At 63.2% G+C, this 11,825-nt stretch carries 10 protein-coding genes; 1 reads left to right on the top strand and 9 read right to left on the bottom strand.

The annotated features are described in order from the left end of the window. Both HMPREF1546_RS02560 and HMPREF1546_RS02555 read right to left on the bottom strand, forming a co-directional pair. Positions 1-1,560: ATP-dependent DNA helicase RecQ (locus HMPREF1546_RS02560; RefSeq protein ID WP_036636456.1), on the bottom strand; the 1,560-nt coding region annotated here is incomplete at its 3' end. 118 nt (positions 1,561-1,678) lie between these two features. After that, on the bottom strand, positions 1,679-2,746 hold the full coding sequence (locus tag HMPREF1546_RS02555; RefSeq protein WP_021751652.1) for a hypothetical protein: 1,068 nt from the start codon (positions 2,744-2,746) through the stop codon (positions 1,679-1,681). A gap of 212 nt (positions 2,747-2,958) precedes the next feature. Between HMPREF1546_RS02555 and HMPREF1546_RS02550 the strand changes: the two genes are divergently transcribed. After that, positions 2,959-4,143, top strand: coding sequence for a D-alanyl-D-alanine carboxypeptidase family protein (locus HMPREF1546_RS02550; RefSeq protein ID WP_021751650.1), 1,185 nt, complete (start codon positions 2,959-2,961; stop codon positions 4,141-4,143). 18 nt (positions 4,144-4,161) lie between these two features. On the opposite strand, the gene HMPREF1546_RS02545 is transcribed toward HMPREF1546_RS02550, so the two are convergent. From HMPREF1546_RS02545 to truA, 7 genes are all read right to left on the bottom strand, one after another. Continuing rightward, positions 4,162-5,517 carry a triacylglycerol lipase gene (locus HMPREF1546_RS02545; protein WP_036630410.1) on the bottom strand — a complete coding sequence of 452 codons (1,356 nt, stop codon included), beginning with the start codon at positions 5,515-5,517 and terminating at the stop codon, positions 4,162-4,164. After that, the gene (locus HMPREF1546_RS02540) at positions 5,514-6,335 is read right to left on the bottom strand and encodes an EFR1 family ferrodoxin (protein ID WP_036630409.1); all 822 of its coding nucleotides are present in this window, start codon (positions 6,333-6,335) and stop codon (positions 5,514-5,516) included. The genes HMPREF1546_RS02545 and HMPREF1546_RS02540 overlap by 4 nt, the downstream gene beginning before the upstream one ends. 72 nt (positions 6,336-6,407) lie before the next feature. Then, entirely contained in the window at positions 6,408-6,617 is a 210-nt protein-coding gene (locus tag HMPREF1546_RS02535) for a hypothetical protein (protein WP_021749426.1), read from the bottom strand. Between the two features lie 25 nt (positions 6,618-6,642). Beyond that, entirely contained in the window at positions 6,643-8,961 is a 2,319-nt protein-coding gene (locus HMPREF1546_RS02530) for an ATP-dependent Clp protease ATP-binding subunit (RefSeq protein ID WP_021749425.1), read from the bottom strand. Between the two features lie 52 nt (positions 8,962-9,013). Beyond that, complete coding sequence (locus HMPREF1546_RS02525) at positions 9,014-9,715, bottom strand: CvpA family protein (RefSeq protein ID WP_021749424.1); 702 nt, start codon at positions 9,713-9,715, stop codon at positions 9,014-9,016. Positions 9,716-9,773: 58 nt separating this feature from the next. Next, entirely contained in the window at positions 9,774-10,973 is a 1,200-nt protein-coding gene (locus HMPREF1546_RS02520; RefSeq protein ID WP_021749423.1) for a DUF5711 family protein, read from the bottom strand. Further along, positions 10,966-11,721, bottom strand: coding sequence for a tRNA pseudouridine(38-40) synthase TruA (truA, locus tag HMPREF1546_RS02515; RefSeq protein WP_021749422.1), 756 nt, complete (start codon positions 11,719-11,721; stop codon positions 10,966-10,968). The genes HMPREF1546_RS02520 and truA overlap by 8 nt, the downstream gene beginning before the upstream one ends. Between the last annotated feature and the right edge of the window lie 104 nt (positions 11,722-11,825).

The following is an 11,825-nucleotide window of genomic DNA, read 5'->3' as shown; positions in this document are numbered from 1 at the left end:
CGGGGCGGACCGGTCCTCCCGCAGCGTCTTCATCTGGAGCGTCGATTCGCCGTACATCACGTCCTCCGCCCGCTCCGTCAGCCGCAGCACCGGATACTGCCCCGGACTCAGCTCCAGCACGCCCTGGTCCAGCAGGAAGCGGATGCGCTCCTGGACCTCCTTCTGGGTCAGCTGACCCAAAGCGCCGTAGGTGTCCTCCCGGTCCATGTGGTACTTCCGCACCCGCTCCGTGTCCGCACCGCAGAGGGTCTCCGCGATGACACCCACGCCGAAGTGCTGTCCGGTTTTGGCAATGCAGGCCACGATGGCCTTGGCGTCCCGGCTGACATCCACCTCTTCGAAGTTATGGAGGCAGTTGTAGCAGGCGCTGCAAGTGTCCGGCGCGTGCTCGCCGAAGTAGTGCAGGATATACTGCCGCAAACACCGGCGTGTCCGGCAGTAGCCGGTCATCTGCCGCAGCCGCTGCAGATCCCGCTCCCGCAGCTGCTCGGCCGTCCGGGGATCCAAGTCCTCCCGGGGCTCGCTGTGGGTGATGAGAAACTCATTAGTCCGCACATCCTGGCCACTGTACAACAGGATGCAGCTGGAGGGCGCCCCGTCCCGGCCCGCCCGGCCCGCCTCCTGGTAGTAGCTCTCCATGTCCTTGGGCATATTGTAGTGGATAACATACCGGACATCGGATTTGTCGATGCCCATGCCGAAGGCGTTGGTGGCCACCATCACCTGCACCCGGTCGTAGAGGAAGTCCTCCTGGTTCCTCTGTCGCTCCTCTGGGGCCAGGCCAGCGTGATACCGGGCGGCGGCTACCCCCCGCTGGCGGAGGAAGTCGCACACCTCCTCCACATTCTTCCGGGTGGCACAGTAGACGATGCCGCACTTGCCGGGGCGGCCCTTCACCAGCTCCAGCAGCGCCGCCCGCTTGTCCGCAGGCTGCTGGACCTCAAAATACAGGTTCTCCCGGTCAAAGCCGGTGGTCAGCTCCAGCGGGTCCCGCAGGTCCAGCAAGCGGCGGATGTCCGCCTTCACGTCCGGCGTGGCGGTGGCGGTGAATGCTCCCACCGGGGGCCGGTGGGGCAGGCTCTCCACAAAGGCGGGAATGTTCAGATAGGAGGGCCGGAAATCCTGGCCCCACTGGGAGATGCAGTGGGCCTCGTCCACCGCCACCAGGGAGATGTCTGCCTCCCGCACAAAGGCCTGGAAGCCCTCGGTCTCCAGCCGCTCCGGGGCCACGTAGATGATCTTGTACCGCCCCGCCCTGGCCCGGTCCAGGGCCAGCAGGTACTGGCGGAAGGTCAGGGAGCTGTTGAGAAACGCCGCCGGGATGCCCATCTGCACCAGCTGCGTCACCTGGTCCCGCATCAGGGACACCAGAGGCGAGACCACCAGGGTGATCCCCGGCAGCAGCAAGGCCGGGATTTGGTAGCAGACGGACTTCCCCGCCCCGGTGGGCATGATGGCCAGCGCATCCCGCCCAGAGAGCAGCGCGTCGATGACCGCCTCCTGGCCGCCCCGGAAGACGTCGTAGCCGTAATAGGTTTTCAGTGCTTCTTCCTTGGTCATGATCCCGTTCCCTCCGGGGCTGTCTTGCCCCTGTTTTCGCTTCCAGTATTGTAGCACATCTGTTCGCATAAGGCAAGGCCCCGGCGGTATACCGCCGGGGCCCGCATCCTGATCTGATTCAACCCAGCCAGCTGAGAAGCCGCCCCGCCTCCAGCGCCGCCAGGGTTCGGACACCGTCGAAATCCACGTAGGGGTTGTAGACTGCCTCCAGCTTATCGTGGTTGGCTTTGGCGTCTTTCAGCGCCGCGGCCCCTTCCTCCCGCAGGAGTGCCGCCATCCGGGTCTGGAACCGTAGCCGGGCCTTGCCCTGAGGTTCCGTCATGGCGTCCAGCCGCACCCGGCGGAAGGGCTTCTGCCCGTACTCCATGCCGGGCCGGGAGGTGACGAAGGCCAGCCCCAGTCCGGGGATCAGCAGGTGCTCGATCCGCCCCGGCTCCTCCGGCGCACAGCAGACGATGGTGTCCCAGCCGTTATCCGCCGCCGCCTGATGGAGCCGGGCAAGCATCTCCCCTGCCAGCTCCCAGCTGTCCGCCAGCTCATAGACCTTGGGGCACAGGGCGTCCACACTGTCAAACCGCCAGATGTACCCCTTGTGGGTAATACTGCCCAGGAAGCGGCGGGTGGTCTTCCCCGCCTCACCGCCCCGGCGGCGCAGCTCCCGTGAGAGAATGCCCGCCGTCCGGCGGTCCGCCTTCTCCCGGTCGAAGGTCTTCCGCACCGCCGCCACTGCATCCAGCTCCACCTGCCGGGCAGCCTTCAGATGGTGATAGGCCCGGATATATGCGGCCTTGTAGGCCCGGGTATGAGCCTTCACCTCCTCCGCCGCGGCCTTGGCGGCGGTGAGGTCGTAAAACCGCCCCAGGTCCACATACCGGTCCACCGCCGCAGGGTACCGGGGCTCCACCACATGGGGCGACGTACCATCCACCACGGCGCAGCGGAGCTCCGGCAGCACCACGCCGTCCAAGGAATCCGGGTCGCCGGAACACCATAAGTACTCCACCGGTGTGCCGGCCTCCTCCATGCTTCGGCCGATCTCCCGCATGAAGGTGGCCTTGCCCACGCCGGGGCCGCCTTTCAAAACCATCAGATCATAGGTGTCTTCCAGGTCCACGATCTCCGAAAACAGGTTCTGGAAGCCGTCACCGCTGTTAGCGCCTGCGAAAAAATGGGTAACTTGAGCCATACGCTCCCCTCCAAGTGTTGTTCTTACACTCAGGCTATGCAAAAACAACTTGGCCTGACAGCGGTTTTTCACGGGTCAAAAGCCGGATGGATAAAATTCCCTCTGCCAAACCGGAAAATAGGAGATGCATTTTCTTCCATCATCTGTTATAATGAAGAGTACGAGACTGCGGCGGTGCCGGACAGGCCCGCCTTTCAGATAGGAGCGCCGATATGGACGAGGAGTACAAGCCCATTATCACGGACGAGGAGCGGGCCACCCGGCGGGCCCAGCGGGCGGAGGCCCGCCGAAAGAAGCAGCGGGAAAAGCGGCGGCGGCTGCTTCGCCGTCTGGTGCCCTGCGGGCTGCTGGCCGTTCTGTGTGTAGGCCTGGTGACCGTGGGAGCCCAGCTGATTGAAAAGCCTGCGTCGGAGATGGTTAAGGCCGAACGGCCCTTTCAGGTGACATCCGTCGCCAGCGCCCCTGCGCCGGAGCCCTATGCCAGGGCCGTGTCCGGCCCGGACACGATCCAGCTGGGAGAGGACTTTCCCAGCCGCTGCGCGGTCCTGGTTGACCTGGACACCCGGACGGTCCTGGCGGAGAAAAACGCGGATACTGTGATCTCTCCCGCCTCCATGACGAAGGTCCTGACGGTTCTGGTGGCCGCTGAGCACATCACAGAAGCGGAGCTGGACGACACCTTCACCATGACCATCGACATCACCGACTACTGCTATGTCAACGGGTGCAGCGTGGTGGGGCTGATGGTTGACGAAACGGTCCCGGTGCGTGAGTTGTTCTACGGCACCATCCTCTCCTCCGGTGCGGACGCGGCGCTGGGGCTGGCCACTTATGTGGCGGGCTCCCAGGAGGCGTTCGTGGCGCTGATGAACGAAAAGCTGGAGGAGCTTGGCATCGCGGACACCGCCCACTTCACCAACTGTGTGGGACTGTATGACGAGGCCCACAAGTGCACGGTCTCCGACATGGCGGTGATCCTGGAGGCGGCCATGGACAACGACCTGTGCCGGGAGGTGCTGGGGGCCCGGACCTATGAGACTCTCCCCACTGCGGACCACCCGGAGGGGCAGATCCTCTCCAATTGGTTCCTGCGGCGGATCGAGGACAAGGATACCGGCGGCATTGAGGTCACCGGCGCCAAGACCGGCTATGTGGTGGAGTCCGGCAACTGCGCCGCCAGCTGCGGCGAAACAGCGGACGGCAGACGCTATATCTGTGTGACGGCAGACGCTTACAGCTCCTGGCGGGCCATCTACGACCATGTGGCGCTGTACAAAACCTATTGTTCCCCCGCAGATGACACCACAGAGGATGGCGGGGCGGCGGATCCCCTTGTGGAACCGGTGGCCCCCACCATAAAAGACACCACGGAACACGAAAGCGGAGCGTCCCTGTGACGCTCCGCTTTTTTCCGCTCAAAAGCCTCTGTTTTTCAGATCCGCTACCAGGGAGACATAGAACTCCCGGACGTCGAAGCCGGGAATGTTCTCCCGATTCAGATCCACCACATCCCCGTGTGAGATGCCCCGGTGCCCCCTTGGCTCCAGCAGGGTGAACTGATCGCCCCATTTGGCGGAGTCCACCGCCACCAGCCCGTCGTTCAATCCATCAAAGTGCTTGACGATGGGATAGGTCATGTTCAGAGGGAACTTGCCGTGCTGGGCCTTTCTGCAATAGGACATGACGCTCTGGTAAAAGACGCCGGGGGCGTCCGGGGTAGCCGCGTTCCTGGCCTCGCAGGCAGAGGCGGTCAGATCTGTCACCGCCGCCAGGAAGTCCGGGGCCTCATCCCCCAGCCGCTTCAGGGCGGCGTTGTAGGTATCTGCGATCTTCTGCCGAGCCGCTGCAGGGATCTTCTTCAGCAGATATTCGGCAAAGATGCAGCCCCGGTGGGGCGTGTTGATGGTGGTGAGGCTGGCCACACAGGGGGCACATCCAGCGTGGGCGATGGCGGCCCGGCTGTCCAGTCCCCCCTTGGAGTGGGCAATGATGTTCACCTTCTCACAGCCGGTCTCCGCCAGGATCTGCCGGATACGGTCCGCCAGCTCCCGCCCACTGTCCTCCACCGCGGCGGCGGACTGCTGCTGTCCGTAGTGCACTGTTGCGCCGTTGCGCTGGAGCTCCTTGGGAATGCGGCCCCAGTAGTTGACATAGCGGAAGTCCCGGAAGAACACCCCGTGGACCAGAAGGATCGGGTATTTCGTCTTACAGATCTCGCTCTCCGCCCGGGCGGTGTCCAGCTCCCACTTCTCCGTCTCGAACTCCGCCTCGTCGGCGGTGATGCGGATAATCTTCCGCAGATACCAGATGTTGAGAATTGGGATCCACCCGCACAGGGCCGCCAGCACCCGGTGCTTCAGCCCCAGCTGGACGGAGGTGAGATACACCCGGATCATGCCGTTCCAGAAGACGATAGCCTCCAGCAAGACAGCCCAGAGAACACCAAAAGCCGCACCTGCAACAGCTGTTCCAGCGGCAAGGCTGTTCTCCGGCGTTATCATGGAAATCTGGCACCACAGCCATACCATCTGCACAAAGACTGTGACCGTAGCTGTAATCAAAAACAGGCGCAGCAATTCGCAGCCGCTTTTCAAATACCAGATCCGCTTTGTAGGCGCACCGCTCTTCTCAATGGGCCGCAGATTAAAATAGAGGAACTCCCCCAGAAGCAGTATCGTCGTCAAGAGCCAGCTCACCGGGCCAAACGCATAGATCAGAGAAACCCAGTTGGCTGTGACCGCCATCAGAAAGGCAAGAACCCACCGCCTCACAGATACACCTCATTCTCCTTGGGCTCTGTGAAGTTCTGCTCCAGCATGGCCACGTGGGACAAAAAGGCCGGGTCATCAAAGTACTTGGCGTGCTTCGTGCACTTGTGGACGCACCGCTGGCACTTGATGCAGGTGCCGGGCACCTCCGCCACGTTGGAGGGATTGATGGCCCCCATGGGACACAGGCGGGCGCAGGCGCCGCAGTCGGTACACTTGCCCAAATCCGTCTGGGGCTTGGCCTTCAGGAACTTGACGGGCTGGCCGTCCGTGCCCTTGGGCACGTAGTAGGGCGCCGCCGCATCGCCCGGCACGGCCACCGGAGCAGGGATGTCCGTCAGGTCTTTTACCTTGTCCGCAATGCGGGCCGCGAACTCCCCCATCTGCCGCTTGTCATCCCAGTCCGGGCGGCCGTCCGCCAGCACGTCCGTAAAGGCGTGGCGGCACGCAAAGGCGCCCCCGGCCACGGTGTGGAAGCCGTCCGCCTCCAGCGCGGCGCACAGCTCCGCCAGGGAGTTGTCGTAGGACCGGTTGCCGAAGGTGACCACCCCCACCGCCAGGGCGCCGTTCCCGTGGATCTGCTGCTGGACATAGGGCAGCATCTTGTTGGGCAGCTTTCCCGCATAGGTGGGCATACCGAACACCACCAGGTCTCCCCCCGTAAAAGACAGATCCTCCGCCCGGTCTGACGGGCGTGTGAAGTTCCTCCGCTCCAGAGGGACGCCCAGCTTCTCCGCCAGGGTCTCCGCGATGGTGTTCACCGTCTTGTCTGTGTTGCCTGTGGCGCTCCAGTACGCCGCGCAGATCCGCTTGACTTCCATGATGTCTCCTCTCCTTCCCATTTGTGACAGCGCCCGCCCGGGGATTTTCCCCAGGCGGGTGCTGAACGCTGCTTACAGCGAAAAATCTTCCTCTTTCAGCCGTTCAGTCTCCAGCGCTGCCGGCCGGGGCGGCACCCGCTTCAAGGGGTCGTATTTGAATGCCCGGCAGTGGTGCTCCACCGCCACGATGCCCCGCTTGACGCAGGCCACCTCCCGCTCGTTGATCTGCTGGCCCCGCTGGCAGTAGGCACAGCGGGGATCCATATCCTTCCGAAACAGCATGGTCCTCCCTCTCCTCTTCCTCCGGTCACAGGGTGTACAGCCGAATGGCACCGTCCTCCACCGTGGCCTTCACCTGGGTGATGGGATGCTCGTAGCTGTCGATGATCTTTGTGGCCATGGGGTCCTCCAGCTCCTTCTGGATGGTGCGCCGCAGGTTCCGGGCGCCGTAGGTCAGGGAGTAGGACTTCTTCGTCAAAAGCTCCACCAGTGCGTCGTCGTAGGTGAAGGTGATGCCTTTCTCCTTCAGGGAACCCACCAGTTCGTTCAGCATGATACGTGCGATGCCGTGGAAGTTCTCCTCGCTGAGGCGGTTGAAGGTAATGACCGCGTCCACCCGGTTGATGAACTCCGGCCGCAGGAACTGCTGGAGCGCCTTCATGGCCCGGTCGGCGTCCTGCTCGTTCACGGAGCGGCCGAAGCCCACGGTGCCCTCCTTGGTGGCGCTGCCGGCGTTGGAGGTCATGACGATGATGGTATTCTCAAAGTTCACCTTGCGGCCGTGGGCGTCGGTGATCTCGCCGTCATCCAGGATCTGGAGAAGGATGTTCAGCACATCGGGATGGGCCTTCTCAATCTCGTCGAAGAGGACCACGGCGTAGGGCTTGCGGCGGATCTTCTCTGTCAGCTGGCCCGCCTCGTCATACCCCACGTAGCCCGGAGGGGAGCCCACCAGACGGGAGACGGAGTGCTTCTCCATGAACTCCGACATATCCAGCCGGATCAAGGCATCCGGCGTGTTGAAGAGGTCTGTTGCCAGCTGCTTCACCAGCTCTGTCTTGCCCACGCCGGTGGGCCCCACAAAGATGAAGCTGACAGGCTTGTGCTTGGGGGAGATGCCCACCCGGTTCCGCCGCACCGCGGCGGCTACGGCGGACACGGCCTCGTCCTGGCCGATGATATGGCTCTTGAGCCGCACTTCCAGCTGGCTCAGGCGCTGGAACTCCTGCTCCCGGATCTTGGCCGCCGGGATTTTGGTCCACAGCTCGATAACATGGGCCAGATTCTCCATGGAGAGCTGTGGATCGCCCTTTTCCAGCAGACTGTTCAGCTCTGTGTTCAGCTGGAGTTCCTTGCTCTTCAGCTCCGCCATGCGGGCGTAGTCGCCCTCGGCCTTCTCCTCCTGCTCCTCCAGCATGGTGCGCTCTTTCTCATAGTCGTCCAGCTCCCGCTGAATCTCCATGCGGCGGGAGATATCCGGGTCTTTCAGATTCAGGTCGGAACATGCCTCGTCGATCAGGTCGATGGCCTTGTCCGGCAGGAACCGGTCGGTGATGTACCGCTCACTGAGCAGCACCGCCTGACGCAGGATCCCCTCAGAGATCTTCACCCCGTGGTACTGCTCATACTTGGGGGCCAGGCCCTGGAGAATCTGCACAGAGTCCTCAATGGAGGGCTCGTTCACCGTCACCGGCTGGAACCGCCGCTCCAGAGCGGTGTCCTTCTCGATGGACTTGCGGTACTCGTTGAAGGTGGTGGCGCCAATCACCTGGATCTCGCCCCGGGAGAGGGCGGGTTTCAGGATGTTGGCGGCGTTCATGCTGCCCTCGGCGTCGCCGGCGCCCACAATGTTGTGAACCTCGTCGATCATCAAAATAATGTTCCCCAGGCGCTTCACCTCGTCGATAAGGCCCTTCATCCGGCTCTCGAACTGGCCCCGGAACTGGGTGCCGGCCACCAGAGCTGTCAGATCCAGCAGATAGACCTCCTTGTTCCGCAGCTTGAAGGGCACGTCGCCCTTGGAGATCCGCTGGGCCAGCCCCTCCGCGATGGCGGTCTTACCCACACCGGGCTCACCGATCAGGCAGGGGTTGTTCTTCTGGCGGCGGTTCAGGATCTGCACCACCCGCTCGATCTCCTGCTCCCGGCCGATCACCGGGTCCAGCTTTCCCTCCTGGGCCCGCTGCGTCAGGGAGATGCAGTAGTTCTCCAGATATTTGCGCTTGCCGTTCTTAGGGTCCTTGCGCTCCTTTTCCCGGCTTCGGGCACCGCTTTCCTCCTGGCCGCCGCTCTCGCCGCCCTTGGCGGCCTCGCCGGAGAACAGGCGGTTCAGGAAGGGGAAGGTGGCGGTCTTGCCCTCTTCCTCCTCTTCCCCGGCGTCCTCGCCGCCGGGCAGGTCCTCGATATTCTCCACGCCGCTCATGGCCTGGAGCATCTCATTGTTGAGCGTGTCCAGATCCTCGTCGGAAATGCCCATGCGCTTCATCATATCGTCCACCTGGGGCAGGCCCAGCTCCTTGGCGCATTTCAGGCACAGGCCCTCGTTGGTGGTCTTGTCCCCCTCCATTTTGGAGATGAAGACAACGGCCACGTTCTTCTTGCATCTTGAACAAAGTGTCGGCTGCATCGTGTAAATCCCTCCAGAAATCGTGACGCCGGCGGGGCAACGGCCCCGTTCGTCATTGCAGAAGCGACAGCGCGCTCAGGGGTGTGTGTGTCGCAAAAAATCGTAAAATATGGGTGGCTGAGACGGTGTCTGTCTCAAAGGAGACGCCGAAGCGCCGCAGAACCCAGATGGCCAGAAACAGCACCAAGGCCCCCTCGATCAGGCCGATCACGGCGCCGCCCAGGGAGTTGACCAGGTGCAGCCCCGGCAGCTGCAGCACCAGGTCCATAGCCCGGATCAGCAGCTTCAGCAGGATCGTCAGTCCCACGAAGGAGACCAGGAACAGCGCCGCATAGAGAATGGACTGGGCCAGACTCTCCACCACGGCCATGACCAAGGAGACGCCGGTGTCCTGGATCTTCTCCTGCGTCTGGCTGGCCAGGGAGTTCCGCACGTCCTCGTCCAGTCCCATCAGGGCCAGCAGGTCCTCGATGGCGAAGCCCTCGTCCACGTCCTCCTCCGGCATCTGGACCTCCTGGGACTGCCGGGCCATAGCCTCGTCCACCTTCGTCTCGATTTGCTCCCGGATCAGGGGCGTCACCAGACGGGCCGCCGGGGCGGCCAGGGTATTTGCGATGATGGCCGCCCCCACCAGGGCCACGATCACCACCGCCAATCCCGCCAGGGCCCGGAAAAGGCCCCTGTGGGCACCGTAGATGACCGCAGCGATCAAAACCACAGCCATAATCACGTCTATTATAACAGGTGTTGTCATGCTTGCCTACCTTTTTGCTCGTAAACGTTTTGTGAATTCCAAGATCAATGTTTCCCACTCAAGGCAGGAACAGGTGGGCGCTCTCTGCCGCCAGCAGCAGGGCGGAGCCATCCTGGCGCATCAGAACCGACCGGGCGTAGTCCGTGCCCTCCAGCTGAGCATAGATCTCCAGCTCCTCTGTGTAGATCACCACGCTGTCCATATACAGCACCGCCAGATACCGTCCGGCAGCGGAGATGCTGAGGATCTCCTCGTTCACGTCCAGGGCGGCGATCTCCTGCCCGTCCGTGTCCACCGTCACCAACCGGCCCACACCGCCGGACTTGTACCGGTTCAGCAGCAGGGCGGTGAAGCCGTCCCCGTGCAAGTCGTATTCCCGCAGATAGCTGCCGGCATAGGAGTAGGTAGCGCGCACCTCCCCGGCCGGGGACGCGTAGGTCAGGCAGGTGTCGGACACCGTCACCAGCTGGCCGTCCTGCTCTCCGACGGCAGCCACCAGACCGTCGGTCACATCGTAGTCGGCCGCCGGGTCTACATTTCCTGCCGTCTCCAGGCTGTAAAGTACCATGTTGCTGACGAACACGCTGTTCTCCTGGCCTAAGGTCACCACCGCCAGAGTGTTATCGTCATCTGTCACCCGGGCGTCGATGACAAACCGGTCCGACGCGGTGAGTGAAAACACCTCCGTCCCCTGGCTGTTATAAGCGGTGACGCCGCCCTTGTAGCCCGGCAGTTCTGTGGTCACAGCCAGCCAACCGTCTTCATTCAGCCGGGCGGAGAAATAGGGGGCGTCCTCCGGTGCGGTGAGCGTGAGGATCTCGCCCCCCTCGTCCACCACATACAGCTCTGTGCCCCCCACGTCGTAAGCCACAGCCCGGCCGCCGCCCGTCTCCAGGGCAGGGGCGCTCATCCGCACGGATGTGGACCAGATCTCCTCTCCGCCCCGCGCCAGGACCTGCAGCTTTGTGTCGGAGAGCACCACCAGGGAATCCCCCAGGACGGCAAAGCGGTTGCTGTCGGAGGCGTCGTAGTCGTACTGGGCCTCAGCAGTGCTCTCCTCTCCGCTGCCGTAGGAACACAGCCGCCGCAGGGCGTCAAAGCCGGTGCCGTCCCGGTACGCGGCCACGAGCACCACGCCCAGCACCGCCGCCAGCACCAGAAAGAAGATCCCAAAGCGGCGCAGCCGTCCGCCCTTCCGGGGAGCCTCGTCCTCTTCCCCGTCGTTGTCGTTCCAGATGTCGTTCGTCGTATCAGCCATTGAGCCGTTCATCCTCATACCAAAGTCTTGTCAGGTACAGTCCCCCCGGCGGCACCGTGGGACCGGCGGCGGTGCGGTCCCCCCGCTCCAGAATGCCGGGGATGTCCTCCGGGGTGAACTTGCCCTCCGCCGCGTACAGCACGGTGCCGGTGATGGCCCGTACCATGTTATACAAAAAGCCGTTGGCGCAGACCTTCAATTCCAGCAGATCTCCGTTCCGGGTCACGTCACAGTAATAGATGGTGCGGACAGTGGACTTCGTCTCCGTGCCCACGGAACGCACCGCCGCGAAGTCGTGGGTGCCCACGAACATCCCCGCTGCCCGGTTCAGGAATTCCTCGTCCAGGTGCTTGGGATAGAAGTAGGCCCGGTTGACGTAAAATGGGTTCTTGAACCGGGAGTTGTAGATGCGGTAGGTGTACTCCTTCTTGATGCAGGAGCCGATGGCGTTGAAGTCCTCCGCCACCTCGAAGGCCTCCTTCACCGCGATGTCCTCCGGCGTGTGGGTGTTGACGGCGAAGGGGAGCCGGTCCATGGGAATGCGGCTCTCCGTGCGGAAGTTGGCGATGTAGTGCTCCGCGTGGACACCGGCGTCGGTGCGTCCGCAGCCGGTGAGGTGTACCGGGCCGCCGCAGATGTCAGCAATGGCCTTCTCCAGGGTCCCGCAGACGGTAACCGCGTTCTTCTGCACCTGCCACCCGTGGTAGGCGGTGCCGTTGTACATGAGTTTCAGGGCAATGTTGCGCATAAGCTCTCCTTTGGCAGTTCCGCCGCCCGGGGTTCCCGGCGGGAACGCTCTTTTTATCCGGCAGGGCAACTCAGCGGTTGACCGCCGGGTTGTCTGTCCGCCCC

It is taken from the genome of Oscillibacter sp. KLE 1745 (assembly GCF_000469445.2).
GTDB classification, from domain to species: domain Bacteria; phylum Bacillota; class Clostridia; order Oscillospirales; family Oscillospiraceae; genus Oscillibacter; species Oscillibacter welbionis.
Note: the sequence above shows the minus strand (reverse complement) of the source record. Positions and strands in the feature narration are given on the sequence as shown.

What these genes read in the sequence shown, in the direction of transcription:
- HMPREF1546_RS02530 (WP_021749425.1), bottom strand. Translation starts at nt 8,961, where the DNA reads ATGCAGCCGACACTTTGTTCAAGATGCAAGAAGAACGTGGCCGTTGTC.
- HMPREF1546_RS02520 (WP_021749423.1), bottom strand. Translation starts at nt 10,973, where the DNA reads ATGGCTGATACGACGAACGACATCTGGAACGACAACGACGGGGAAGAG.
- truA (WP_021749422.1), bottom strand. Translation starts at nt 11,721, where the DNA reads ATGCGCAACATTGCCCTGAAACTCATGTACAACGGCACCGCCTACCAC.
- HMPREF1546_RS02555 (WP_021751652.1), bottom strand. Translation starts at nt 2,746, where the DNA reads ATGGCTCAAGTTACCCATTTTTTCGCAGGCGCTAACAGCGGTGACGGC.
- HMPREF1546_RS02550 (WP_021751650.1), top strand. Translation starts at nt 2,959, where the DNA reads ATGGACGAGGAGTACAAGCCCATTATCACGGACGAGGAGCGGGCCACC.
- HMPREF1546_RS02535 (WP_021749426.1), bottom strand. Translation starts at nt 6,617, where the DNA reads ATGCTGTTTCGGAAGGATATGGATCCCCGCTGTGCCTACTGCCAGCGG.
- HMPREF1546_RS02540 (WP_036630409.1), bottom strand. Translation starts at nt 6,335, where the DNA reads ATGGAAGTCAAGCGGATCTGCGCGGCGTACTGGAGCGCCACAGGCAAC.
- HMPREF1546_RS02525 (WP_021749424.1), bottom strand. Translation starts at nt 9,715, where the DNA reads ATGACAACACCTGTTATAATAGACGTGATTATGGCTGTGGTTTTGATC.